Annotated in this window: 21 protein-coding genes and 1 tRNA gene; 9 read left to right on the plus strand and 13 right to left on the minus strand. The window is 60.0% G+C overall.

The window, feature by feature from the left end:
* The 4 genes from AB5Z09_RS14360 to AB5Z09_RS14375 all read right to left on the minus strand — a co-directional run.
* A partial coding sequence (locus AB5Z09_RS14360) for an IS4 family transposase (RefSeq protein WP_368195540.1) occupies positions 1–875 on the minus strand: 875 nt, incomplete at its 3' end.
* A 119-nt stretch (positions 876–994) separates the two neighbouring features.
* Positions 995–1519 carry a GNAT family N-acetyltransferase gene (locus AB5Z09_RS14365; protein ID WP_368195541.1) on the minus strand — a complete coding sequence of 175 codons (525 nt, stop codon included), beginning with the start codon at positions 1517–1519 and terminating at the stop codon, positions 995–997.
* Positions 1516–2754, minus strand: coding sequence for a GGDEF domain-containing protein (locus tag AB5Z09_RS14370; RefSeq protein ID WP_368195542.1), 1239 nt, complete (start codon positions 2752–2754; stop codon positions 1516–1518). Before AB5Z09_RS14370 ends, AB5Z09_RS14365 begins: the two co-directional genes overlap by 4 nt.
* Positions 2755–3017: 263 nt before the next feature.
* Positions 3018–3512, minus strand: coding sequence for a prolyl-tRNA synthetase associated domain-containing protein (locus AB5Z09_RS14375; protein WP_139430185.1), 495 nt, complete (start codon positions 3510–3512; stop codon positions 3018–3020).
* A 166-nt stretch (positions 3513–3678) separates the two neighbouring features.
* Here AB5Z09_RS14375 and AB5Z09_RS14380 point away from each other — a divergent pair, with 166 nt between their 5' ends.
* A complete protein-coding gene (locus AB5Z09_RS14380; RefSeq protein WP_368195543.1) occupies positions 3679–6105 on the plus strand; it encodes a DNA polymerase II in 2427 nt (808 codons plus the stop codon).
* 74 nt (positions 6106–6179) lie between these two features.
* A complete protein-coding gene (locus tag AB5Z09_RS14385; protein ID WP_005352362.1) occupies positions 6180–6431 on the plus strand; it encodes a DinI family protein in 252 nt (83 codons plus the stop codon).
* Positions 6432–6608: 177 nt separating this feature from the next.
* Here AB5Z09_RS14385 and AB5Z09_RS14390 read toward each other — a convergent pair whose 3' ends face one another.
* The 5 genes from AB5Z09_RS14390 to dcuC form a co-directional block, all read right to left on the minus strand.
* Positions 6609–7472 (minus strand): DUF2927 domain-containing protein, encoded by an 864-nt coding sequence (locus tag AB5Z09_RS14390; RefSeq protein ID WP_368195544.1) that lies wholly within the window; start codon positions 7470–7472, stop codon positions 6609–6611.
* A 26-nt stretch (positions 7473–7498) separates the two neighbouring features.
* Positions 7499–8002 carry a M48 family metallopeptidase gene (locus AB5Z09_RS14395; RefSeq protein ID WP_005333421.1) on the minus strand — a complete coding sequence of 168 codons (504 nt, stop codon included), beginning with the start codon at positions 8000–8002 and terminating at the stop codon, positions 7499–7501.
* Between the two features lie 144 nt (positions 8003–8146).
* Positions 8147–9790, minus strand: coding sequence for a hypothetical protein (locus tag AB5Z09_RS14400; RefSeq protein ID WP_368195545.1), 1644 nt, complete (start codon positions 9788–9790; stop codon positions 8147–8149).
* Positions 9791–9978: 188 nt separating this feature from the next.
* A complete protein-coding gene (locus AB5Z09_RS14405) occupies positions 9979–11625 on the minus strand; it encodes a bifunctional UDP-sugar hydrolase/5'-nucleotidase (RefSeq protein WP_368195546.1) in 1647 nt (548 codons plus the stop codon).
* A 91-nt stretch (positions 11626–11716) separates the two neighbouring features.
* The gene (dcuC, locus tag AB5Z09_RS14410) at positions 11717–13069 is read right to left on the minus strand and encodes an anaerobic C4-dicarboxylate transporter DcuC (protein WP_005336914.1); all 1353 of its coding nucleotides are present in this window, start codon (positions 13067–13069) and stop codon (positions 11717–11719) included.
* A gap of 148 nt (positions 13070–13217) precedes the next feature.
* Between dcuC and AB5Z09_RS14415 the strand changes: the two genes are divergently transcribed.
* Both AB5Z09_RS14415 and AB5Z09_RS14420 read left to right on the plus strand, forming a co-directional pair.
* Positions 13218–13730, plus strand: a complete 513-nt coding sequence (locus AB5Z09_RS14415) for a hypothetical protein (RefSeq protein WP_368195547.1) — start codon at positions 13218–13220, stop codon at positions 13728–13730.
* A 183-nt stretch (positions 13731–13913) separates the two neighbouring features.
* Positions 13914–14510 carry a DUF922 domain-containing protein gene (locus AB5Z09_RS14420; protein WP_368195548.1) on the plus strand — a complete coding sequence of 199 codons (597 nt, stop codon included), beginning with the start codon at positions 13914–13916 and terminating at the stop codon, positions 14508–14510.
* A 95-nt stretch (positions 14511–14605) separates the two neighbouring features.
* Here AB5Z09_RS14420 and mnmC read toward each other — a convergent pair whose 3' ends face one another.
* Positions 14606–16624: a bifunctional tRNA (5-methylaminomethyl-2-thiouridine)(34)-methyltransferase MnmD/FAD-dependent 5-carboxymethylaminomethyl-2-thiouridine(34) oxidoreductase MnmC gene (gene mnmC, locus AB5Z09_RS14425; protein ID WP_368195549.1), complete on the minus strand. Its 2019-nt coding sequence runs from the start codon at positions 16622–16624 to the stop codon at positions 14606–14608.
* Between the two features lie 90 nt (positions 16625–16714).
* Here mnmC and fabB point away from each other — a divergent pair, with 90 nt between their 5' ends.
* On the plus strand, positions 16715–17926 hold the full coding sequence (fabB, locus tag AB5Z09_RS14430) for a beta-ketoacyl-ACP synthase I (protein ID WP_368195550.1): 1212 nt from the start codon (positions 16715–16717) through the stop codon (positions 17924–17926).
* A gap of 326 nt (positions 17927–18252) precedes the next feature.
* Here fabB and AB5Z09_RS14435 read toward each other — a convergent pair whose 3' ends face one another.
* The gene (locus AB5Z09_RS14435) at positions 18253–19938 is read right to left on the minus strand and encodes an aspartate:alanine antiporter (RefSeq protein ID WP_368195551.1); all 1686 of its coding nucleotides are present in this window, start codon (positions 19936–19938) and stop codon (positions 18253–18255) included.
* Positions 19939–20075: 137 nt separating this feature from the next.
* On the opposite strand from AB5Z09_RS14435, the gene AB5Z09_RS14440 reads away from it, so the two are divergent.
* Entirely contained in the window at positions 20076–20240 is a 165-nt protein-coding gene (locus tag AB5Z09_RS14440) for a hypothetical protein (protein WP_155728475.1), read from the plus strand.
* A 472-nt stretch (positions 20241–20712) separates the two neighbouring features.
* On the opposite strand, the gene AB5Z09_RS14445 is transcribed toward AB5Z09_RS14440, so the two are convergent.
* A tRNA-Asn gene (locus AB5Z09_RS14445) sits at positions 20713–20788 on the minus strand.
* Between the two features lie 133 nt (positions 20789–20921).
* Between AB5Z09_RS14445 and uvrB the strand changes: the two genes are divergently transcribed.
* The 3 genes from uvrB (at position 20922) to AB5Z09_RS14460 (ending at position 24015) form a co-directional block, all read left to right on the plus strand.
* On the plus strand, positions 20922–22934 hold the full coding sequence (gene uvrB / locus AB5Z09_RS14450) for an excinuclease ABC subunit UvrB (protein WP_368195552.1): 2013 nt from the start codon (positions 20922–20924) through the stop codon (positions 22932–22934).
* Positions 22931–23188, plus strand: coding sequence for a YkvA family protein (locus tag AB5Z09_RS14455; RefSeq protein WP_043820318.1), 258 nt, complete (start codon positions 22931–22933; stop codon positions 23186–23188). The genes uvrB and AB5Z09_RS14455 overlap by 4 nt, the downstream gene beginning before the upstream one ends.
* Before the next feature lie 179 nt (positions 23189–23367).
* Positions 23368–24015 (plus strand): DedA family protein, encoded by a 648-nt coding sequence (locus AB5Z09_RS14460; RefSeq protein WP_047437729.1) that lies wholly within the window; start codon positions 23368–23370, stop codon positions 24013–24015.
* A gap of 78 nt (positions 24016–24093) precedes the next feature.
* Here AB5Z09_RS14460 and dsbB read toward each other — a convergent pair whose 3' ends face one another.
* On the minus strand, positions 24094–24615 hold the full coding sequence (gene dsbB, locus AB5Z09_RS14465) for a disulfide bond formation protein DsbB (protein ID WP_005336895.1): 522 nt from the start codon (positions 24613–24615) through the stop codon (positions 24094–24096).
* Positions 24616–24651 lie beyond the last annotated feature (36 nt).

Genomic DNA, 24651 nt, shown 5'->3' on the forward strand with positions numbered 1-24651 from the left:
TCGACCATTGAGGTCAGCACTTGCCGCTCCTTGCCATTGATGTGTCGAGTCAGCAAGCGGGCTTCCACTGTGTCCGGCAGGTGCGGCCACTTCTTCCTCGCCTGTGGGCTGGTGTTCAGCAAGACCAGTGCATCCTGGCGCCCCAGTTTGCGCACCACCTCGTATTGGGTGCCCTTTTTGAGCGGCAGCAACCAGTGCCGCTCGCAGCCGGTGGTTTGCCAGGCGTGGAGCAGGCCAAGTGAATAGAACCCCTTGTCGAACAGGGTCAGCGAGTGGTCCGGCGTGCGTGCGACAAGCTGTTCGGCCAACACCATCTCGTTGACGGCGCAGCTCTCCATGACGGCCTGCACAAGTCGGTGACTGGTCAGCTCCATCTGACAGAGCATGCGCACCTGCGGATAGGTGGTCTCGCCATGCTGCGTGCCGGGCTTGGCAAACTCGGCGGCATTGTCCGGGGTATCGGGGGGGCGCCACATCACGCCATCGACGGCGAGCAGTTGCAGCCCGGCCCAACCGGGATGATTGGCCTGCTGGTGCCAGAGATAGGCGGTCTCGTGAAACAGCCGTTCGATGCTCTTGTCCCCTAATTTTTGGCGAGCTTGCAGGAAGGCGCTGGGGGCAACGAAGGGACGGTCGCCGGGCAACAGGATATCGAGCTGATTGACCAGCTGGGTCATGGGGACATGGCGGAAGATAGCCATGCCGATGATGGCCCAGACCAGGCGCTCCATGGGCATACGGCAGCGACGCAGGGTCGCGACATCCTCTTCGGCGAGCAGAGTGGTGATGAGCTCGTTGGGAATGAGGTAGGAGAGTGACTCAAACTGAGCGGCATTACTGGCGTGCAGGAAATCGAGAGCCTGGTCGATACGCATAAAAAATCCGAAACCAATCAACAGGTTTCGGATTTTCACACAGCAGAAGGATCGGTCAATGGATCCTTAACTGATCGGCATTAGTCTTCGGGGCGCTCTTTTTATTATTACTGCTGCGGCTATGGTCGGCTGGGGCAGGGGGCTAGCTGATACATCTCCAGCCAGTTGCGATCCCCTGGATGGAAGTGCCGCCCCAGCAACACGCCACCGGCTGCCGTAATGACCTTGCGGGAAGCCAGATTATCTTCGCCGCAGCTGATCAGCACCGGCGCTGCCAGCACCTGTTGTTGCACCCAGCGCAGCAGCACGGTCGCGGCCCCTTCGCCACGGCGAGAGGGGCGGGTTTCGTAACCGATGTGGCCCAGCCACTGTTGGCTGGCCTCATTGTCACCGTGGCGCAGGCGCAAGGTGGCGAGGATCTCTCCGGCATCGAGGGCAAAATAGGTGGTGGTCGGCAGGTATCCACTGGGCAAGTTGCGCCCTTCTGCGTGATCCAGCAGGCTCTGCAGCCAGCCGTCCGGGTCAAATTGCGCCACCTGATAGAGCGGCTGTCCGTCCTCGGCGCATTCGGTGACATAGCGACGGTAAGCCGGAGCATCTGCCAGCCTGGCCGGTCGGCACTGCAGAGCGAGCACTGCGCTCATGACAGGAGCGCGCAGGGCGGCAGCGGTTGCGGCTCGTTGTGGTGGAGCTCCTGCACGCAGGCCCGTTGCCTTCCAGCCTGTTTGGCGGCGTAAAGAGCCTGATCCGCGCGCAGGTAGGCCGCTTCAAACCCCTCGTCAGGGTGCAGCGAGGTGAGGCCGATGCTGAGGCTGATGGGGCCACCGGCCAGCCCCCGGGTCGCCTCGGCGATCTGTTGCTGCAAGGCGTGGCAGTAGTCTGGCAGGGTCTGCGGGTCAGCCATCAGCAGCAGGGCCAGCTCATCGCCACCAAGCCGACCGGCCATGCCCTCAGAAGGCAGGGTATTGGTGATCACCCGACCCACGGCCCGCAGCATGGCATCACCGACGGGGTGGCCGTGGCGGTCGTTGATCTGCTTGAAGTTATCCAGATCGATCAGCAGCAGCTGGCTGGGACTCCTCACCTCGCGGGCACGCAGGGCCACCTGGCGCTCGAAATAGTGGCGGCTGAACAGGCCGGTCAGCTCGTCCTGATTGGCGCGCCGCTCCAGCTTGCGCTGGGTGGCCAGCAAGGCTTGCTGCTGGCGAGTGTGGACCAGGCTCAGCAGCAGATAACTGCGGGCGATGGTAAAGAGCAGGCTGAGCAGGATCACAGGCCCGAGCAGCGGATCGGTGAAGGAGTTGGCCGCCTGCTCCGGCTGCCAGAGGTGTTTGGCGATCCGCAGTAGTTGCAACAGCAGTTGCAGGCCGAGCAGCAGAATGGCAAAGCGCAGCACCCGATAGACGGGGGCCAGCCGTTGGTAGCGCCAGAGCTGCCAGATAAGCAGCGCAATCTGCAGCGAGAGCACGCCGGAGAGCACGATGATCCGGCTATGCACATCAAAGAGGGGTTGCTGCAGCGCGGTCAGGGCAAACAAAACGAAACCACCGAGGGTAACGGCGGGCAGCAGCCAGCCCAGTTGGTCGGCTTCACGGCGAAAGAAGTGGCGCATCCCCCGTTCATAGAGCAGGGTGGTCGACATCAACAGCAGGTTGGTGCAGAGAATATTGGCAAGGGATGCATTTCCCTCAAGGGGGCGCAGCAGCAGGCAGCAAAAAGCCCCCGCGATAACCAGTTCCCCCGCTGACCAGTAGATCAATGCCCTGATCTGGCGATGGGTGTGCCACATGGCGGCGAAAATGGTGGCGACCCCCACATGTGACAGCGTGACGAACAGCACCAGACTCAACAACTGGGCTGAGGAAAACAGACTTGGCATCAAGGGGCTCTCTGGGAAGTCACCTGTGAACGAACAGGCGATGGGGTATCGCCCGCTGGCAGTGGCCGATCACAACATGAATCCAGCCTATTATCAATTGGTTAAATGGCCGAATGTGCTCACCTCCGACTTCTTGCACGATGGCAATTGCTGACTCGATTTATCAGAGCGCAAGAGGGCATTTTATTGTCTTGTCAGTCAATTTCGCTGCGTGAAAGGTGGTTGTGTTGGCGGCAGGGTGAACCCAACCGCCAGACGTTGTGCTAATCGCAGGTTGCAGCAGGCAAGCGCATTACGATGGCCTCCTTGTCCAGATGGGTCAGCAGACGGCGCACGTCGTCGAGGCGGATGATCAGAGTCGCGGTGTTGACCAGCGGATGGCACTGCACCTGTTCGGCCTGCCAGATGGCCTCGTCCACCACCAGCTCTACCGCTTTTTCCCTGTCGCGCACCATGGCGAGCAGGGTGACCGAACCCGGGGTAAGGCCGAGCACCGCATCGAGCCGCTCGGGGGAGCCAAAGCTCAGCCGTTTGACCCCGAGCATGGCTGCCAGCGCCTTGAGGTCGACCCGGTGCTCCTCCGGACCCACCACCAGAAACAGCCGCTCGCTTTTCGGGTCGCGCAAAAAGAGGTTCTTGGTCTTGGCGGCGGGCAGGTCGGGCAGCAGCTTGCTCGCTTCCTCACAGGTAAACACCGGAGGATGGTCAAAGCGCTGGTAGGGGATAGCCAGCTGATCCAGCAGGGAATAGATTGCCACAAAGACTCCTTTCGTCGGCGAAGAGTGGTCAGAACGGGATGGGCGGGAATAACGACCGGATCGAGCTTACCAGTTTGACTCCCGCCTCGCAGCCTGCGTGACGATTGCGAGCAGGTACTGTATGAACGTACAATGGTCCCATTCTCGGACAGCCCCTTTACGCTTCATGACTGCAACCCAGCCCACCGTACCCGCCACTCCGCCCCTCGACGGTTTTATCCTGACCCGCCACGGTCGGGACGTGCGCGGTCGCAACGGGCAGCCTGCAACCACCGAAATCGTGATGTGGCTCTGGAGCGCGCAGGGGCCGGTGCGGGTGGTGGTGCCGGGGCAGGAGCCGGTGTTCTTTTTGCCGCAGAGCCATATGGCAGAAGCTGCCGAGCTGTTCAAGGGGGCCGGGGTGAGCGGGCGGTTTCGCCGCCTGCCGATGCACACTTTCGATGGCCGCCCTGTGGTGGGCTGCTATTTCGCTACCCTGAGTGCCTTTCACCGTGCCATCGAGCTGCTGCTTATTCGCGGGCTGGAGCACTTCGAGGCGGATATCCGGCTGCCGGAGCGCTTCCTGATGGAGCGCTTCATCACCGCTGGTGTGCGCTTCGATGGCCGGGCGGTAAAAAAGGGGGGCAAGCAGGGCTACTGGGAGGTGAACGAGGCGCGCTGCGCGCCGCAGGCGGTGACGCCGACCCTCTCCTGGGTGTCGCTCGACGTGGAGTGCGCCATGGACGGGGCCCTCTTCTCGGTCGGTCTTTACAGCGAGCAGGATGCGCGGGTCATCATGATCGGCACCCCGGAGGCGGATGCCGAGAGCTGGGGTACCCAGGTCGAATGGGTGGCGGACGAGAGCGCCCTGCTGAGTGCGCTGGAGAGCTGGTTCAGCCTGCATGACCCCGATCTGGTCATCGGCTGGAACGTGGTCAACTTCGATTTTCGCCTGCTGCTACGCCGCGCCGAGCTTAACAAGCGGCGGCTGCGGCTCGGGCGGGGGCGCGAGCTCTGCTTCTGGCGCTCGTCACGGGGCGATCCCCAAACCGGCAACGTCATTATCCCCGGGCGCATGGTGCTCGATGGCATCGATACCCTGAAAAGCGCCACCTGGCAGTTTGCCAGCTACAGCCTGGATGCGGTGGCGAGCGAACTGCTTGGCCGTGGCAAGGATATCGAGGATGTGGCCAATCGGGGGGAGAAGATCACCGAGCTGTTCCATTCCGACAAGGAGGCGCTCGCCCGCTACAACCTGGAAGATTGCAAGCTGGTGTGGGAGATCTTCGACTACTGCCACCTTGTCCCTTTTGCCATCGAGCGTGCCTCCCTCACCGGTCTTGAGCTGGACAGGGTAGGGGGCTCGGTGGCGGCCTTTACCAACCTCTATCTGCCGCGGCTCCATCGTGGCGGCTACGTGGCCCCCAATTTGCCAGCCGATGGTGGGCTGGCGAGCCCCGGCGGCTATGTGATGGACTCCAAACCCGGTCTCTATCGTCACGTGCTGGTGCTCGATTTCAAGAGCCTCTATCCCAGTATCATCCGCACCTTCTGCATCGACCCCATGGGACTTATCGAGGGGTTGCAACACCCCGACCACGCCATTCCCGGCTTTCGCGGCGCTATGTTCTCCCGAACCCGCCACTTCTTGCCGGATCTCATCGCCACCCTGTGGGCGGCGAGGGACAGAGCCAAGGCGGCCAGCAACAAGGCGCTCTCCCAGGCCATCAAGATCATCATGAACTCCTTCTACGGCGTGCTGGGTTCGGGGGGTTGCCGTTTCTATGATCCGCGCCTAGCCTCGTCCATTACCCTGCGTGGCCACAGCATCATGCAGCAGACCCGCGAGTGGATTGAGGCGAAGGGGTTCGAGGTGATCTATGGTGACACCGATTCCACCTTTGTCCATCTGGGGCGCGAGACCAGCCCCGATGAGGCGGACGAGATCGGCCAGCGACTGGCTCAAATGATCAACGATAACTGGGCTGCACTGATCAGGCGCGAGTTCGACCTGCCGAGTTATCTGGAGATCCAGTACGAGACTCACTATCGCCGCTTTCTGATGCCCACCATCCGCGGGTTGGAGAAGGGCAGCAAGAAGCGCTATGCGGGGCTGGTTGGCAAGGCCAGCGAGGGGAGTGAACAGCTGGTGTTCAAGGGGCTCGAATCGGTGCGCACCGACTGGACCATGCTGGCCAAGCAGTTTCAGACCCGCCTCTATGAACTGGTGTTTCACGATGAAGATCCCAGCGGCTATGTGCGCACCATGGTGGATGAGACTCGTGCCGGTCGTCACGACGATCTGCTTATCTACCGCAAACGGCTGCGCCAGAAGCTCGAGGAGTATCAGAAGAATGTACCGCCCCATGTGCGGGCAGCGCGGCTGGCCGATGAGGAGAACCTGCGCCGCGGTCTGCCCCAGCGCTATCAGCATCGGGGCGCCATCGCCTATCTGATGACCCTCAATGGCCCCGAGCCGCTGGAGTACCGGCGCAGTGCCATCGATTACGAACACTATATCGACAAGCAGTTGCGACCCATTGCCGACGCCATCCTGCCCTTTATCGGCGAGTCGTTCGACCGGATCTGCGGCCAGCAGCTGGATCTTTTCTGATTGGTGCAAGTTGGCACTTTACTTCCCATGAATACTGGATAAAAATACAGTTATAAATCATGGAGAAGTTTCCTATGCGTCTTGAAATCATCATCGACAGAAAACATCAGATCCCGACCTCGACCATGGAGGCGCTGCGTCAGGAGCTGCTCAAGCAGCTTGGCGAAAAATTCCCCGACATCCATGTGCGGGTCGCGCCGGGCAGTGCCATGGCCCTGACCGTCAGCCGTGCCAGCAAGGAAGACAAAGAGCTGGCCGAAGCCATGGTGCAGGAGGTGTGGGAGAACGCCGACAGCTGGATGCCGGAAGAGAACGTCGCCTCCTGATCCCCATGGTCAGTGGATAATTCTGGGCGGTGGATAAATGGGTAGCTGATAAACGGGCATGCCCGCTAACGATTCGCAGAGCCCCGGACAACAAAAAACGCAGCCAAGTGGCTGCGTTTTTTGTGGGTGGTGAGAGGTTCGCGGTGGCTTGTCTGGCTCTGGGGTGAGCCAGGCCCGTTACAACCCCGCCCAGCTTTTCAGGCTCTGCTGCTGCACCCGGCGATTGGCTTCGCGGATCTCCCCTTTGGCACGCAGGTCGGCCAGCGCAATGGGCAGTGCGGCGCGGATCTCGTCACTGCTCATTCCGGCTTTGAGGGCCGGGTGATAGGCCATCTTTAGCAGCACATAGTCCAGCCCGGTCAAAAAGCTGTCGATGCTGTTGTCATTGAAGATGGAGGGAAACACCTTGTCCGAGTCGTTGGGCAGCCCCATCACCTGGGTGAACTCCTCCACTACACAGTCGAGAAAACGCCCCTTGGCCCGGCTGTAGTCTACCGGAATGATGATGGTGGCACGGCTGATCTCGTGTTTCGCATTGGTTGCGAAGTTGGCAAGGCAGAGCCCCTCCTTGAGCGCCATCTTGACCGATGGGTCCCCCCCCATGGTGCGGTTGGCCCAGCTCTTCATCTTGCTGTAGTCGGTCATGATCAGGGTGAGGTTGGGCTTTGCGGCCACCATGCTGATGGAGTGGCCGGTGATGCGAGCCAGATGGGCCGCCTGTACCTTCACCACGTCGGCCTGCAACGGCTTGTCACCCGATTCGTTGATAAGTTGCAGCCGGATCGGCTGCTGCCAGCGGGCAAAACGGGTCTGCCTGGCTTCGCCATACTCCCGCTCCATTGCGATGGCCATAAAGCTCTCGACCAGATAGCTATCGCTCTGCCAGCGCTCATCGGCACGGGCGCTGTGGCCCGCGAGCAGAAGCAGCAGCGCCAGCAGGCCACGTAACGCGCGGTGGGGACGGACAACGCAGCCCAAGTTGGTCATTACCAAAGTGGCAATAAAGCGCGTGGCACTAAAGGGGGATGCGGCAAATGACATGTTTCCTCCCTGAAACGGTTGTCAGCCTAGCGGTTGGCCTTGTCGATATCTCGCCAGGTGAGCCAGAGCCTGAGATCAAACTCCAGTTGATGATAGTCGGGCTCCATGTGCTGGCAGAGCTGGTAGAAGCTCTTGTTGTGATCCTTCTCTTTGATATGGGCGAGCTCGTGCACCACGATCATTTTCAGGAACGGGGGCGGCGCCTCCTTGAACAGGGCGGCGATGCGGATCTCGTTCTTGGCCTTGAGCTTGCTGCCCTGTACCCGGCTGACGTAGGTGTGCAGGCCGAGGGCATCCTTGATCACGTTGATCTTGCCATCGAACACCACCTTTGACAGGGGCGCCGAGCTCTTGAGGTAGCGGTTCTTCAGCTCCATGGTGTAGGCAAGCAGCGCCTTGTCGCTCTGGATCTGGTGGCTTTCCGGATAGCGTTTGGCCAGCATCTCCCCCAGCTTGCCTGCCGCAATCAGCTGCTGTACCTGTGCCTTGAGAGGGTCTGGATAGCCGCCCAGATAAGTCAGTTCCGCCATGGTGTCACTCGTTACATCAAAAAGAGCGCCATTGTAGTTATCTCGGGCGGGCTTGCCTACTGCGGGCAGCTGCTGCAAGGGGCTCTGGCGCAATAAAAAGGGCGGCCATTGCAACAATGGCCGCCCTGCGGGGCGTATTGACGATCAGCGTCGGCGATAGAGACCCGGATCCACCTCTTCATAGTGGCTGGTCAGGTATTGATAGAAGGCAAGATGGGAAGGGGAGCTCGGTTTTTTCAGCTCCTCGCTCACCCGGTCCGGCTTGGCGATGATGAACTTCGGGCTCTGGCGCTGGATATCGGCCAGCACCCGCTCACGCACGTCATAGGGCGGATTGACGTTGGCAAAGAAGAGGTAGGCGGAAGCCGGCTGGCGATCGGTCCAGAGATAATATTGCGGCTGGATGCCATCGACCCAGATCTTGTCGCTCGGGCTGGTCTCGGCCTTGATGCGATCGACCCGTACCTGCGCCGCCGGATTGAAGGGGCGACCCTTGAGGGTCCCTTCCCAGGCGTTGTTGATCATCAGCAGCAGCATGGCCAGCGTCGCCAGCCAGGGGGTGGCACTGCGCACATCCCAGGCGCGCCAGAGGGGGATGAGGATCAGCACCGGCAGCGCCCACAGCAGGCTGGTGCCGAGCACCTCGTTGACCCGCTCGAGGGACCACTCCTTGGTGCTCCAGCCAAAGGCGAGCTGCTGGGCCAGCAGCCAGCTGGCGGTGAGTACCACCAGCGAGATGCAGAGCAGGCCGATCGCATCAGCCTGCTGTTCGCTGCGATCCAGCAATACCGCCAGCGGTAGCACCGCCAGTTGCAGATAGAGCACGTCATAGTGATCGAACACATGGCCGGAGACCGAGTTGGCGATCAGGGTAAACAGCACCCCAAACAGGGTCGCCAGCAGGGCGGGCAGATACCACTCCTGACGGCGACTCAGCATCAGAATGATAAAGGCGGGCAGCAGCATCACAAGGCCGGTACGCAGCAGGCCGACGGCGCCCACCATGGGAGAGAAGCCATTGCCGTAGCTTCCCTCGAAGAAGATGTCGAAGGCGTAGTATTTGAAGGCCGCCAGCAGATCATGCTGCTGGAAGTAGGCGTAAAGCGGGCCGCCAATCAGCGCCAGCCCCAGCAGGCTGGAGATGAGCAGCAAGATGGCATCACGCCACTTCTCATGCAGACACCAGTGGCAGAACAGCACCAGATACCAGGCCCCCCAGAAGGCGCCGTTGTTGGTGCGCATCCAGGCGACGATGGCGAAGGTGAGTGCCGCCACCAGTGCCGGCCACCAGCGAAATCCCTTGTCCAGCAGCAGGGTAATGAAGGCCCACTGGGCGATGAGGGCGAGGTGGAAGGTCCAGTCCTCAGTCATGTTGCCGTAGTAGTAACGGGTGCCGTAGAGAGCCAGCACCGCCAGCATGGCGCCAAGGCGCGCCTTGAACGAGAGTCCAAGCTGAGCAAAGGCCTGCCAACTGGCCAGCAGCCCGAGCCAGCAGAGCACCCACTCCAGTGTCCAGATCCCGACAAATCCCCCCATTCCATAGCCCAGCGCGTCGAGGGCGAAAATCATCGGCCCCTTGATGTCGATCATGTCGCGATAGAGCACGCCCCCTTCGCTCCACATCTTGCCCATCACAGCGAACAGCGAGGCATCAAAGCCCGGCGCCATGGCGTGGAAGAGCGGGTTGCGCAGACAGAAGAGCAGCGCCAGCAAGGCGGTCAGCAGCACAATGGCTGGCTTGATACCCGGGTTGACGCGAGGGGGAGTGAAACGGATGGAGTGATTCATGAAGTCGCCTGTTCCTGCAGCTGGTCTTGAAAGCGGGCCTATCTTGCCGAGCTAGTGAGTGCGATGCAATGGGGCGGGCCCGTGTGGGGCAAATATTCTCGAAAAAGCCCGGTTCTTGCAGGGAACCGGGCGCTGGCTGCGGCAATATTGGCCGTCAGGGGGATGTGGCAAAGCCATCCCCCCCTGCATCAACTGAGGTACTCAAGCAGGGGCGGTTGCGCTTCCAGTGTCGGCAGGTGACGGGCCCAGCGGATAAAAGCGTCGGCCAAGGTGATGCCGAGCTCTTGATTGTGCTGGGTGAGGGTGCGCGCCAGTGCGGTGTAACCCTCCTTGCCGGAGGCGGTATAGGCGCTCGATACTCCGCGATAGACCTGTTCGGCATTGACCGCTTGCCACTGGCCGGGGGCGGCTTCCCACTCCAGTCGGGTGATGCGCTGACCCTTGGGCCGATCGGCCTGATAGGTGAATCGCACCCCTGCGGTGTAGGGGAAGCTGCCGTTGCCATTGCCGACCACGCCGTTGTTGGTGGCGTTGTCGATGGCATTCTCCAGCGCTTCCGCCAACTCGTGACCGTGCACCCGATAGAGGGTGAGAGGAATGGCAAACGGCAGCAGGCGACCGGCGATATCTGCTTCGCTCAGGGGGCCCGGCTCCAGCGAGCAGCGCACGCCGCCAGCATTGTGCAGGGCAAAGTCCACCTCGCCTACCTGTTCACGGGCGGCGGTCAGCATGGCGCGGGCCACCAGCGGGGCGAGCAGGCTGCCGTGGGGCAGGGTGGCATCCGGCAGCCGCTGATGGGGCAACGGCGCCGCCAGCCGGGTGACGATGCGCTGGCTCATGGTTTCAATCTCCGGCCGGTAGCGTTTGGCCAGATGTTGTTCAAGCTGTTGATCCGGCTCGCAGAAGGTGAGCCCGGCGGGTGGCGTGGAGGCAAATGGCCAGGGCTGCCAGGGGAGCCACTCCAGCTGACCCTGACTCTGCACGACGCGGCCCGCCTCATCGAAGGTGAGCTCGCAGACACCGAGGCAGAGGGCGCTGTGGCCAGCATGCAAAATAGCCACCCCGTTGTTCATCAGCGGATAACTGCCTTCGCTTGGCAGACCCAGCGGCGCGAGATCGCCGAGCAGGCTGTGGGTGTGGCCGCCGATGATGAGACTGAGCTCGGGGAAGCGTTCGGCCAGCAGCTTGTCCTGATCCAGCCCGAGGTGGCTCAGCAGCACGATATGCTGGATCCCTTCGCGCTTGATCTCCTGCAACACCCTGGTGAGGGTGTCGGCGACCGCGTGGAAACGGGTGTGGGGATCCGGGTTGGCGATGGCAGCCATCTGGGCGAGGGTGATGCCGAGCAGTGCAAAGGGAACCCCATCGATCACCCGGCGATGCCAGGGCTGATGGGCGTCGTAGAGGTGGGGAATATCCCACAGCCCCAGCGGCGTGTCGGCTGGCTCCTGACTGTTGTCCAGATTGGCGGCCAGCACCGGAAAATCGAGCTGGCGCAAGAACTCCACCAGCGGGCCGTTGCCCAGATCGAACTCGTGGTTGCCAAGTACCATGGCATCGGGGGCCAGCATTGCGAGCAGGTCGGCGTTGGCGCGCCCTTTGAAGCGGTTGAAATAGAGCGAACCCTGAAAGGAGTCGCCACCGTGCAGAAATAGAAAACGCTGGCCGGCTGCTGCGGCTTTGGCACGCAGTTGGGTCAGTCGGGTCAGGATCCGGGCATAACCGCCGCACTGGGTGCGCCACTGGCCTTCACCGACAGGGGAGAAGCTCATGGGCGCGCCATCGAAGTGGGAGTGGCAATCACTGAAATGGGCAAGTTGAACCGTAATACTCATCTCGGTCCTCCTTAGGGGGAAAATGAGCACCGAGTCTACTGCAAAGGGGGGGGAGGATACCAGCCCGGCAGGGTGCCGGGCTGGTCAGCGATCAGGCGGGTACCATGATCTGGGTGGCGACGATCACCACCAGCAGGCCGACGGCGACCGGCATACTGGTGCGCTTGACCACCTCGAACGGCGAGAGCTTGCCCATCCCCGCACAGGCGACCACCACCCCGGAGACCGGAGAAATGGTGCGACCCAGGTTGGAGGCTTGCAGCATTGGGATCACCAGATAGGCCGGGTTGATGCCAAGGCTGCTGGCCAGGTTGGGGATCAGCTCCACGAAAGCGTAGAAGGGAGCATTGCCCGAGCCGGTGGTGAAGGCGGCCAGGGTGGTGATCACCACCAGTGACAGCATCATGATCAGACCACCCGAACCGAGATCCTGCGCGTGAGCAAGCAGGGTGTCGATAAAGCCGATGGTCATCAGACCCTGGGCGAAGACGCCGGCACCGACCAGCAGCATGACCACACCGGCAAAGGCATCAGCCATGTTGCGCCAGCAGACCTGCAGACCGTCCAGCAGCTCTTTGCCATTGCGGATACGCACGAGTTCCAGCAGGCTGGCCAGCACCATGCACATGACGATGATGGTGACGATATCCAGCTGCGGACCCCATTTGCCGTCAAACACCAGCACCCCGATGATGGGGGTAAAGGGCAGGATGGCGTAAAAGGCAGGCGCAGTCGTCACCAGATCACCCGGGGCGACCGGCTCGTTGTGCTCACCGGATTTCTGGTCAAGATAGCGTTGCCAGAAGAAGTGGGTCACCGCCATGCAGGCGATCGCCACCAGCGAGATGGGCAGGGTCAGCTTGAAGGCAAAGTCCAGCAGCGGCATGTTGGCGGCCTGGGCGGCCATCACCACGTCCCCTGAGGTCGGTGCCAGAATAATGGCGGCTGGCGAGGCGCACACGGCTGCAGCCGCGCCACGGGAGATCCCCATGTTGACCATCAGCGGAAACAGGGTTGCCATCAACAGCACGCCGAGGCCGGTAGCGGAGCTCACCGCCAGCGACATGGCGCAGGCCACCAGATAGGCAGCCACCAGCAAGATATAAGGGGACTTGATGATGCCGAGCGGTTTGCTGGCCAGCTTGACCAGAATGGTGTTGGCGCCGATGTGGCTCATGTAGCCGGCGAAGCCGCACAGCACCATGATCAGCATCCCCAGTCCACCGCCACGGTCATTGAGCAGGAAGCGGACGTATTCGAAGATATCGGTTGCGATATAGCCGGTGCTGACCACCTTGCTCGGCAGTACCGGCTTGCCCATCATGGCGGTGATGACCAGCAGCAGCAAGCCGCCGCTCAGCAGCACCCCGGTCGCGGAGTATCCTTTGAAAATGGCACGGCCCACCACCAGGGTGACCAGGGTGCCAACGATGAGTTCCAGCATATGTTGCCTTCTGATTGGATGAGAGTGGAGGGAGTCTATTCCGATAGGGGTAGAGTGGCGACTGGAAACAGGATGTTGTGTGAGCTAAATCAACGTTTAATCCCATGAACAGAATTAAAGAAAGGTAAAGGTACTTTACCCAGCGGGTTTGGCTACCTACCCTTGCCAGCCTTGGTTGTCTTTTGAAGGCTTTTATATGGTGGTTGGTGATTTTTCAGGCATTAAATGCTCTCTTTTCCTGCTTGCGATGCTATTTTCACCTACTTGCGTGTTTGCAGTAACCAATGACGGTTTTCATCAAACCGGTCCTCATCAGGCGGTCGCCATGCGGCGTCTCATGGCTCCTCACTCTTATGGGGTGCTGGTGGTTGCCGAGGGGAACAGACCCCGTTTTGCCGCGCTGGCATCCAAAACCACCGAAGCAAACTGCCTGGCCCGTCATGCCATCCGGGTAGATGGGGTCGCGCTGCTGGTCACCCCGAGATTCTATGCCAAAGAGGGAAAACGGGGACTTTGCGAGCTGTGGCTCAATGAGGGGGCAGATCAGGACTTTTTTGCCAACCGCCTTAAAAATGATCATTTTATTCAGATAGATGGTCATGACATCAATGTGAAAAACTATCACCTCGACTGGCAGCGCATCAGCCGTCATGCTCAATAAAAATACAGTTTTGGCCTTGTGCCATACTCTGCTCACGCAACCTGTGAGCGTGCTCTGATTTCTGGGCGCATCATTGTGTTGCGCCGCCTCGTCGTCACACATAGGCTATACCCGTCATCTGTGTGGCGGTGGGGTTCACCAAGGTTGGTACTCCGCCCGTGCAATCAAGGAAGGTAGTCTGGCATGGTCAGCAAGGTTTATGGAGTAGTGGGGGTCGGGTTGTTGCTGTTGCCCCTGATGAGTCAGGCTCAGCCGAGCCGACCGCAAGTGGTGCCAGAGTCCCGCATCAATGTCCGTTTTTATGAGGTCAATGCAACCAGTCCGGAGCTGCTTGCCCGGGCGATTACCCAGAGTGCTCCCAAGGTGAATGGCAAGCCCGTGCTCGGCAAGGCGAGTTATCAGGTGGACTGGCAGCTGGATACCGAGCAGTTGCCGGGGCGCTGCCAGCTCAACCGGGTGACTGTGACCACCAACGCCACTGTGTTGCTGCCCCGCTGGCGTCAGAGCGCGAACAGTAACGATCCTGCCCGCCAGCGCTGGGGGCGGCTGCTCTCCAGCATGTTTGACTACGAATCCCGCTTCAAGGAGATGGTGCTGCAAGGGGCCAATCAGGTGGGTGGCGCTATTGCTGGGCTACCCGGACATGCAGATTGTCAGGCTCTGCGCTATGCCGCGTGGGCTGCGGGCAGTGGCGAGCTGAACAAGGTCAAGGGACGGCTCGACGGATTCCAGCGTCAGACAGGTTACGGCGAACAGCTTGGGGTGCACTGGCCCAAGTGAGCGCTATCTCAAGACGCAATATCCAGCATCGCACGATTTGATAAATAGAATGGCCGCCCGATGGGCGGCCATTCTATTTGTTTGCAGAGTCCGGTTCAGACCAGCGCTTTGCCCTTGAGCAGTTTGCGTACCCAGTAACGGGCAGGGTGGAGCGCTTCCAGCAGATCGGCGGCCAGCGGCAGGGGATCGCCGCAGATCTCGCTGGCGAGCAGCTCACCACAGAGCGGGGCCGAGCAGAGGCCCCGAGAGCCGAGCGCACCCAGCACATAGAGACCGAGGTGAAGGGGGAGCTGCTGGGCGTTGTGCTGATCATGCTGCAACTGCGCATAGTGATCCGCCAGACCTTGCAATCTGGGCACTGGCCCCACCACCGGTAGGTGATCCCGACTGGCACAACGCACCCCTACGCGCGCCTCGTTGCCGCTCACATCCACTTCGACGGGCCAGGTTTGCTCCGGCAGGCAGGCTTGCAACCGCACCTGATTCTGGATTTGCTCCTCGGCTCGAAACTCAAGGCTGCTCTGGTTGCGGCCATAACTGGCGCCGATGCAGTGTTGATCGTTGTGCATAGGTGTGAGGTAGCCATCGTAGCAGAGCACCGTGTTGAGCTGACTCAAGCTGGCTGAGGTTGGCACATGACTCACCTGACCGCGCACCGGATAGAGCGGTAGCTCGGCAAAGGGGAGCAGTGCTGGCAACTGGTGTCCGGCGGCGACCACCAGATTGGGGGCCTGCCAGTGGCGGCCATCCTGGCTCTCTACTTGCCAGCCATCGGCCAGTTCAGTAATAGCGACCACCTCGGTGTTGAACACGACCTCCAGCAGGCCGCTGGCTTGCGCCTCTTTCAGGGCGGCTCGGGTGAGATCGGCCGGACAGAGCCAGCCCCCCTGTGGGTAACTGACGCCGCTGTGGCCACAGGGCAGGCCAACCACCTGCTCTACCTCTGCTGTAGAGAGGGGATGCATCAGCTCGGACGGGAAGGGGCCCTGGTTCATTTTCGCCAACTTGGCTGCCGATTTGTCGTCATAACCGAGCTGGGTCACTCCGCATAATTCGAAAGCGATAGGGTGGCGTTCGGCCAATGCCAGCAGCCGTTGGCGGGCATAGCCAAAGGCGAGCGAATAGAAGCGTGACAGGGCATCGTGCTCGCCGTTGAGCAGGGGATAGAGCGCCCCCTGACGATTGCCTGAGGCGCCGGTGGCCGGTTCGCCATCTGTACACAGCAATGTCACCTTGCGATCCCGCTCCACCAGAGAGAGCGCCGTCATGGCCGAGGCGATGCCGCCGCCGATGATCACTACCTCGCCAGTGCGTCCGGCAGGACGGGCATACCAGGGGGCGATGGTCTGCTGCGGCTGCTTGTCGGTGCGATCCCCCACCAGCATCTCCCGCTTGCTACCGTGGCCCTTCACCTTCTTCATGGCAAAACCGGCGGCAATCAGGCCGCGACGGACAAAACCGGCACAGGTAAAGGTGGCGATAGAGCAATCGGGACGGGCGAGGCGAGCGAGACCATCAAACAGCTCCTGTGTCCACATCTCCGGGTTCTTGGCCGGGGAGAAACCATCCAGATACCAGGCATCCACCAGACCTTCTGCCCGATGAGGCACCTGCGGCAGCATATCCTTGATATCGCCAAACCAGAGATCGAGGCGAATGCGGCCACCCGCAAAATGCAGGCGGTGGCAACCGGAAACCGGCAGCGGCCATTGGGCGACAAGATCCTGACTCAAGTGGCCAAGTTCAGGCCAGGCGGCCAGCGCCTTGCTCAGATCGTCTTGGGTCAGGGGGTATTTCTCGAAACTGATGAAGTGCAGACGGGAGCCGTTGCCGGATTGAGGCGCCTGTTCCAGGAAGGCTTGCATTGTCGCCAGAAAGTTAAGGCCTGTGCCGAAACCTGTTTCACCTATCACGAAACTGTCACTATCGTGGTGCGAAAATCGCGCAGGTAGCCGGTTTTGCTGCAAAAAGACGTAGCGGGTTTCACTTAGACCGTTATCATTGGAAAAGTACACATCCCCGAAGTCACTGGAGACAGGAGTTCCCGCTTCATTCCAGTCCAATCGGGCATGATGTAAGGATGTTTGACTCACGTTTTCCTCGGCTCGCGTCACAAAATCGCGGGCATTCTACGTGAAAGCAGACCAGTTTGGCAGCCGAAAGCGGGTAGACTTGGCGCCAGTTTTTCCAGACGAGATGAATTAATGAGAAGAGCAGTGATCACCGGTATCGGCGTCATCTCCAGTATCGGCAACAACAAGGAAGAAGTGCTGGCCTCCCTGAAAGCAGGTAAATCCGGCATCACCTATTCCGAGCAGTTCGAGCAGCACAACCTGCGCAGCCGTGTCTGGGGTAACATCAAACTCGATCCGTCTGAACTGATCGACCGTAAAGTCATGCGTTTCATGGGCGATGCTGCGGCCTACGCCTACCTCTCCATGCAGCAGGCCATAGAAGATGCCGGTCTGGCGGAAGATCAGGTCTCCAACGAGCGTACCGGCCTTGTGGTCGGTTCAGGTGGTGCCTCCGGCAAGAACACCTCGGAATCTGTGGATATCGCCCGCGAGAAAGGGGTCAAGCGTGTGGGTCCTTACATGGTGCCACGCACCATGTCTTCCACCACCTCTGCTTGCCTCGCGACCCCGTTCCAGATCAAGGGTGTCAACTACTCCATCAGCTCCGCCTGCGCCACCTCTGCCCACTGCATCGGTCACGCGCTTGAGCTGATCCAGCTTGGCAAACAGGATGTGGTCTTCGCCGGTGGCGGTGAAGAGCTGGACTGGTCCTCTACCATCCAGTTTGACGCCATGGGTGCCCTCTCCACCAAGTACAACGACACGCCGGAAAAAGCGTCCCGTACCTATGATGCGAACCGCGATGGTTTCGTTATCTCCGGTGGCGGCGGCATTCTGGTAATTGAAGAGCTGGAACATGCGCTGGCGCGTGGCGCTCACATCTATGCCGAGCTGACCGGTTACGGTGCTACCTCCGATGGCTATGACATGGTCGCGCCGAGCGGTGAAGGCGCGGTGCGTTGCATGAAGATGGCGATGCAGGGTGTAGGCAAGGTTGACTACATCAACACCCACGGCACCTCCACCCCGGTGGGTGATACCAAAGAGCTGGAAGCTATCCAGACGCTGTTTGGCGCCAACGGTCCCAAGATCTCTGCCACCAAGGCGATGACCGGCCATGCGCTGGGCGCTGCGGGCGTGCACGAGGCTGTCTACTCCCTGCTGATGATGGAGCACGGCTTTATCGCCCCCAGCATCAACATCGAGACTCTGGACGAGAAGGCCAAAGGTCTGCCCATCGTGCGTGAGTACGAAGCGGCCGAACTCAACACTGTCATGTCCAACAGCTTCGGCTTTGGCGGTACCAACGCCTCTCTGGTGTTCAGCAAGTTCAAAGCTTGATCATCCGGTTGATATGAAAAAAGCGCCTCAGGGCGCTTTTTTTGTCTTCGGGATCTGCCATTACTCATTGCAGAGCAGAGCAGAGCAGAGCAGAGCAGAGCAGAGCAGAGCAGAGCAGAGCAGAGCAGAGCAGAGCAGAGCAGAGCAGAGCAGAGCAGAGCAGAGCATCGGCCATTGTGGAATAGGAAGAGTGGGTTGGTGGCAGAGTTCAGCGCAGATGGGGGGCGCCACACCAATGAGCCTGCTCCGCACTTGGGAGAAAGGCAGATAGCAAGAAGGGAGCCTGAGGCTCCCTTCTTTGTTAGCGGTAATGTGATGGCTGTTGGCTAGAACCAGAAGCCGATGATAAAGGAGCCCGCCAGGGTCAGCATCACGTTGGCCACCGCATAGGTACCGGCATAGCCGAGCGCCGGAATGGAGCTGTTGGCTGCCTCGTTGACCACATCCATCGCCGGGGCACAGGTACGGGCACCTGTGATGGCACCGAGCAGCAGCGCCGGGTTCATCTTGAGCACCCAGACCCCGAACAGATAGCCTACCAGCACCGGCAAGGTGGTCACCAGCATGCCGGAGAAGAGCACTACCGTACCCACCTCGCTGAGGTGGTCGAGGATGCCGCCACCGGCTTTCAGGCCCGTGCTCACCATAAAGACCGCCAGACCAAGATCCTTGGCCAGTCGCAGGGCGCCCGGGGGCACATAGCCGACCGTCGGGTGGTTGGCCCGCAGATACCCCATCAGAATACCAGCCAACAGCAGGCCGACGGCGTTGCCGAGACCGAATTCGATCTGACCGAACACCAGCGAAACGGAGCCGATCAGCAGACCGAGTACGAAGAAGGTGGTGAAAGCCACCAGATCTGTGGTCTGGCTGTGGATGCTGATAAAGCCGATCTTGTTGGCGAGCAGTTTGACCCGCTGCTTCTCGCCGCTGATCTGCAGCACGTCACCTTTTTGCAGCATGATGTTGCGATCGAACGGCATCTCGATCTGGGAGCGCACCACCCGGTTGAGGAAGCACCCTTTCTCGGTGAGGTTGAGCTCCACCAGATGGCGGCCTACCACGGAGTCATTCTTTACCACTATCTCTTCGGTGACGATCTGCAGGTCAAGCAGGTTGCGGTCGAACACCTCTTTACCGTTGCGGTAGTTGACGTCCAGCTTCTCGTGGCTCTCGGGATAGCCCACCAGAGCGATCTCGTCCCCTTCCTGAATAACGGCATCGCCATCGGGACTGGCCAGAATGCCGTTGCGGCGGATCCGCTCTACATAGCAGCCGGTATGGGGATAGATGCCGGTCTCGCGCAGGGTACGGCCACCGATCCAGGCTGCCAGTTCGGGGCCAACCCGATAGGCGCGGATGATGGGCAGATAGGTCTTGCGACTCTCGTTGTCGGAGAGACCCCGCTCACGGGCGATTTTTTGGGCTTCGGTATTGAGGTCGAGGCGTGCCAGCGATGGGAGATAGCGCACCACCAGCATCAGGCCCACCAGACCCACCAGATAGGTCAGGGCGTAGCCGATGCCCATATTGTCGAGCACAGCCTGCATATCGGTCTGATGGGGCAGGTTGAGCAGACCACTGCGCAAGGCATCCTGAGCACCCACCAGCGCCGGGGTCGAGGTGAGGGAACCCGCCAGGATCCCCGCCGCCATGCCCGGTCCCAGATTGAAGAACTTGGCCAGCCCCACCGTCAGCAGCAGGGCGGTCAGCAAGATCACCAGGGTCAGGGTGATGTAGTGGATGCCGTCGCGCAGGAAGACGCTGAAGAAGTGAGGGCCCGCCTCGATCCCCACACAGAAGATGAACAGCATAAAGCCGACGTTTTCAGTGGTGGCCGCAAATTCGAAGCCCATCTGGCCGAACAGCAGGGCGGTAAACAGCACACCTATGGTGTTGCCAATCTGAAAGTTGCCAATTCGCACCTTGCCAAGCAGCAGGCCGAAGGCCAATACCACGAACAGCAGCAGGGAGTCGCTTTGATGTAGCAGTGTCACGAAATCTATGGTCATGCCCGGAAAAACCGAGGAAAAAAGTGGGGTCGATATTGTGCCGGATCTATCCCCAATAAAGAAGCGCAAGGGATCGATTAATCGGACGTTATCGGACGCTATTTGTGGAACCGGCGGCGTGATAGGGAGACAAGCGGATGAAATCTGGCAATTTTTGCTGTAACCGTCGTTGTCAATTAGTGAAATCTGCTGCCCGCGACCGAAGTGCTCTTGCGCAGGCCGATATTTTAGATTCTGCTGTCCGGCCGCTTGGCGGGGATCAGTTTCAGCAGATTCAACCGATGGCCGCCATGGTTGGCTGAGGGGCAAGTCAGCTTGATATTTGCCCGTTCGCCCACGGGAAAAGGGTTGGCAAAAAGATGCTTCTGAAAAGTGCCAATAGAGCCTGTCACCCCGCTGTTCCTGAGGGGGCAAAAAAACAGCATAAAATCAGGTTGGCCAGCAAAATGACTCTTTGCCGGGGGCCATCAAGGGCAATCCCGCGTCCTGACAGGGCTTGCTGCACTTACCCACAGAATCTGTGGATAACCCTGTTTATGAAACTTGTTCATCGCCCTGAAAGCCGCGCCAGCACTGGGATGCAAGGGCTGTTCAAAAAATACCGGAAGAAAAATGTTTGTATAAAAATCAAATAGTTAGATGCGACAGGAGAAAACTCTGTCGAGCCGGGACGGGTAACAAAAGGGAGTGTCAGCAGCAAGAAGGATCTTGTGCATTAAAATTGGCAGAGGAGGGCACTAAAGTGGATAACTTGCACCGAGATGGTGAGGAATTTGGCTCCCCCGACTGGACTTGAACCAGTGACATACGGATTAACAGTCCGCCGTTCTACCGACTGAACTACGGGGGAACATCAGGCAAGGAGGAGCATCATACAGAAGGTGTCCGGGGTGGTCAAGCCATTCGCTGGATGATGGCATGGGTGTACCGCTGCCAAACCCTCGGTTACACTGCTCCTCTGCTGTTTTGTGTCGGGAGTGTTCATGAGCAAATTGTTCAAGTTAGCCAGCCAGTTTCAACCCGCCGGGGATCAGCCCACGGCGATTGCCCAACTGCTGGATGGCATCGAGTCGGGGCTGGCCCACCAGACCCTGCTCGGGGTGACCGGTTCGGGCAAGACCTTCACCATGGCCAACGTCATCGCCACCCTGAACCGCCCGACCATGATCCTGGCTCCCAACAAGACCCTGGCCGCCCAGCTCTATGGCGAGATGAAGGAGTTCTTCCCCGACAACGCGGTGGAGTATTTCGTCTCCTACTACGACTATTACCAGCCCGAAGCCTATGTGCCGACCACCGACACCTTTATAGAGAAGGATGCCTCGATCAACGATCACATTGAGCAGATGCGATTGTCGGCCACCAAGGCGCTGCTGGAGCGGCGCGACGTGGTGATTGTCGCCTCGGTGTCGGCCATCTATGGTCTGGGGGATCCCCAAGCTTATCTGAGCATGATGCTGCATCTCAAAGTGGGGGATGTGATCAACCAGCGGGATATCCTGCGCCGTCTCGCCGAGCTGCAGTACACCCGTAACGACATGGCGTTTCAACGCGGCACCTTCCGGGTGCGTGGTGAAGTGATCGATATTTATCCTGCCGAATCGGACAAGCTGGCCCTGCGGGTAGAGCTGTTTGATGAAGAGGTGGAGCGCCTCTCCCAGTTCGATCCTCTGACTGGCGCCATCGAGCAGACGGTAGTGCGCTACACCATCTACCCCAAGACTCACTACGCCACCCCGCGCGAGACCATTCTGGGGGCTATCGAGCATATCAAGGAGGAGCTGCGCAGCCGCCGCGAGCAGCTGTTGTCCCTCAACAAGCTGGTTGAAGAGCAGCGCATCAGCCAGCGTACCCAGTTCGACATGGAGATGATGCAGGAGCTGGGTTACTGCTCCGGCATCGAGAACTACAGCCGCTACCTCTCCGGCCGTGCGCCGGGGGAGCCGCCGCCCACCCTGTTTGACTACCTGCCGGGGGACGGTCTGCTCATCATCGATGAGTCCCACGTCACGGTGCCGCAGATTGGCGCCATGTTCAAAGGGGACCGCTCCCGCAAGGAGACCCTGGTGGAGTACGGCTTCCGGCTCCCCTCGGCGCTGGACAACCGGCCGCTCAAGTTCGATGAATTTGAAGCGCTGATGCCGCAGACGGTGTTTGTTTCGGCGACTCCCGGCCCCTACGAGCTGGAGAAGTCCGGCGGCGATGTGGTGCAGCAGGTGGTGCGCCCAACCGGCCTGCTCGATCCGGAGATCGAGGTGCGTCCTGTGACCACTCAGGTGGACGATCTGCTTTCCGAGATCCGCAAGCGGGTCGCCGTCGAGGAGCGGGTGCTAGTTACTACCCTGACCAAGCGGATGGCGGAAGACTTGACCGAGTATCTGGCGGAGCATGACGTCAAGGTGCGCTACCTCCACTCCGATATTGATACGGTCGAACGGGTGGAGATCATCCGCGATCTGCGCCTTGGCAAGTTCGATGTGCTGGTGGGCATCAACCTGCTGCGGGAAGGTCTCGACATGCCGGAGGTGTCGCTGGTGGCGATTCTGGATGCGGATAAAGAGGGCTTCCTGCGCTCCACTCGCTCGCTGATCCAGACCATCGGCCGGGCGGCGCGTAACCTCAACGGCAAGGTCATTCTCTACGGCGATACCATCACCAACTCGATGAAGGTAGCCATTGAGGAGACCGAGCGGCGCCGCGCCTTGCAGCATGCCCATAACCTCAAGCATGGCATCACCCCCAAGGGGCTCAACAAGTCCATTAGCGATGTGATGGACATGGGGGGCAGCCGCACGGCAGGCAAACCTGGCAAGGGGATACGCAAGGCAGCCGAGCCGCAAGGGGAATACCATGTCCGCTCTGCCAGCGAGATTGCCAAAGAGATCAAGCGGATGGAGGAGCAGATGTTCCAACATGCCCGGGATCTGGAGTTCGAACAGGCGGCGGCACTACGGGATCAGATCCAGCAGTTGCGCAGCGAGTTGATCGAATCATGAGCCGCAAACGCTGGCTGATTTGGCAACGACTGCGTCGTCTCTATCAGGGTTTTCGCCATCCCGGTACCCCCTGGTGGGCGAGGGGACTGGTGATCCTTATCCTGCTCTATGGCATCAGTCCGGTGGATCTTATCCCTGACGTGGTGCCTTTGCTGGGGTGGTTCGATGATGTGACCCTGCTGCTGGTGTTGCTATGGGGCTGGGAGCGTTGTTTGCCCCCCGCAGTGCGCAGCGAGCTGGAACAGGCCTCCTAGTTCACCTTTTCAACACCACGCTTGACATCACTCTTTGTGCTCCCACCCTCGAAGGAAGCGGAAAAACGGTTTCATTTGAAGGTGGGCGCGGCGGGATGAAAAAGAGGCTGCCCCGGTGATTGTCGCCCGAATGGCATTGGCGTAGACTCCACGCCGTTCACTTTATGGGTATGGAAAAAATGGATCTGATCCTCTTTGCAATCGACTTTATTCTGCACGTAGATGTGCATTTGAAAGAACTGTTCGAGAACTATGGCGTCTGGGTTTACGCCATCCTGTTTCTGATCATCTTCTGTGAAACCGGCTTGGTAGTGACGCCGTTCCTGCCGGGTGACTCCCTGCTGTTTGCCGCCGGTGCGCTTACCGTGGGCAGCGTGCTGGACGTCCATACCCTGGCGGCCGTGCTGATCATCGCTGCCGTGCTGGGCAACGTGGTCAACTACACCATTGGTCACTTCTTCGGCGAGCAGCTGTTCCGCAACCCGGACTCCAAAATCTTCCGCCGCGACTATCTGGAGAAGACCCATGCTTTCTACGCCAAGCATGGCGGCAAGACCATCATCATCACCCGCTTCCTGCCCATCGTGCGTACCTTTGCGCCGTTCGTGGCAGGGATGGGGGCCATGACCTATCCGCGCTTCCTGGCGTTCAACCTGGTTGGCGGCCTGCTGTGGGTACTCTCCTTCGTTTATGCCGGTCACTTCTTTGGCAATCTGCCGGTGGTGCGTCACAACTTTACCCTGCTGATCTTCGGCATCATCGGTATCTCCCTGTTGCCCATGGTAATTGGCGCGGTCAAGGCCAAGATGGGTACTGCCAGGGCGTAACCAGAAATACGGTCAACCAGAACGAGAAAGGGGGAGCCATTATGGCTCCCCCTTTTTATCTCCACGCGGGCATGACACTCAGTTGCAGCAACGTCCTTTCACCAGATTGCCGATGGCCACCACGGTGAAGACCAACAGGTAAGCGGCGAAGATGACAACCAGCCACTGGGGCATGGAGTAACCGAAGAACTGCCAGGTGATCTGGGCACAATCCCCTTCCGGCATAAAGAGCCAGGGGAGCCACTGATCGAGCGGAGCCCAGCTCGGGAAGTCGGCAAACGGGCTGCAGACGTTGAAAGGGGAGGGGTTGACCTGATAGTCCACATGCTTGAGGGCCAGCTGGAAGCCGCGGAAGGCACTGTAGCCCCATAGCAACATGGCACTCCAGCGAACATACCACTTATCCGGCGCCACCATGCCGAGCAGACCGGCGGCCAGCACCCCCAGGGTCGCCAACCGTTCGTAAACACACATCACGCACGGGGAGAGGCCCAGCACATGCTGGAAGAAGAGGGCGCACAACTCGAGGAACAGGGCTGATGCTGCCAACAGACCCCAGGCCAGCCGATGGGCGGCAATACGGCGGAGAAACTCGATCATCTCGTTGATCTCTCAGAAAAAACAGTGGCTGAATTA

It is taken from the genome of Aeromonas sp. R2-2 (assembly GCF_040908355.1).
Taxonomy (GTDB): domain Bacteria; phylum Pseudomonadota; class Gammaproteobacteria; order Enterobacterales; family Aeromonadaceae; genus Aeromonas; species Aeromonas veronii.

Bases quoted from the DNA above. Each gene is read 5' to 3' on its own strand.
- AB5Z09_RS14365 (WP_368195541.1), bottom strand. From the start codon at position 1,519: ATGAGCGCAGTGCTCGCTCTGCAGTGCCGACCGGCCAGGCTGGCAGAT.
- AB5Z09_RS14370 (WP_368195542.1), bottom strand. From the start codon at position 2,754: ATGCCAAGTCTGTTTTCCTCAGCCCAGTTGTTGAGTCTGGTGCTGTTC.
- AB5Z09_RS14380 (WP_368195543.1), top strand. From the start codon at position 3,679: ATGACTGCAACCCAGCCCACCGTACCCGCCACTCCGCCCCTCGACGGT.
- AB5Z09_RS14385 (WP_005352362.1), top strand. From the start codon at position 6,180: ATGCGTCTTGAAATCATCATCGACAGAAAACATCAGATCCCGACCTCG.
- AB5Z09_RS14390 (WP_368195544.1), bottom strand. From the start codon at position 7,472: ATGTCATTTGCCGCATCCCCCTTTAGTGCCACGCGCTTTATTGCCACT.
- AB5Z09_RS14395 (WP_005333421.1), bottom strand. From the start codon at position 8,002: ATGGCGGAACTGACTTATCTGGGCGGCTATCCAGACCCTCTCAAGGCA.
- AB5Z09_RS14400 (WP_368195545.1), bottom strand. From the start codon at position 9,790: ATGAATCACTCCATCCGTTTCACTCCCCCTCGCGTCAACCCGGGTATC.
- AB5Z09_RS14405 (WP_368195546.1), bottom strand. From the start codon at position 11,625: ATGAGTATTACGGTTCAACTTGCCCATTTCAGTGATTGCCACTCCCAC.
- dcuC (WP_005336914.1), bottom strand. From the start codon at position 13,069: ATGCTGGAACTCATCGTTGGCACCCTGGTCACCCTGGTGGTGGGCCGT.
- AB5Z09_RS14420 (WP_368195548.1), top strand. From the start codon at position 13,914: ATGGTCAGCAAGGTTTATGGAGTAGTGGGGGTCGGGTTGTTGCTGTTG.
- fabB (WP_368195550.1), top strand. From the start codon at position 16,715: ATGAGAAGAGCAGTGATCACCGGTATCGGCGTCATCTCCAGTATCGGC.
- AB5Z09_RS14435 (WP_368195551.1), bottom strand. From the start codon at position 19,938: ATGACCATAGATTTCGTGACACTGCTACATCAAAGCGACTCCCTGCTG.
- AB5Z09_RS14440 (WP_155728475.1), top strand. From the start codon at position 20,076: ATGAAATCTGGCAATTTTTGCTGTAACCGTCGTTGTCAATTAGTGAAA.
- uvrB (WP_368195552.1), top strand. From the start codon at position 20,922: ATGAGCAAATTGTTCAAGTTAGCCAGCCAGTTTCAACCCGCCGGGGAT.
- AB5Z09_RS14455 (WP_043820318.1), top strand. From the start codon at position 22,931: ATGAGCCGCAAACGCTGGCTGATTTGGCAACGACTGCGTCGTCTCTAT.
- AB5Z09_RS14460 (WP_047437729.1), top strand. From the start codon at position 23,368: ATGGATCTGATCCTCTTTGCAATCGACTTTATTCTGCACGTAGATGTG.
- dsbB (WP_005336895.1), bottom strand. From the start codon at position 24,615: ATGATCGAGTTTCTCCGCCGTATTGCCGCCCATCGGCTGGCCTGGGGT.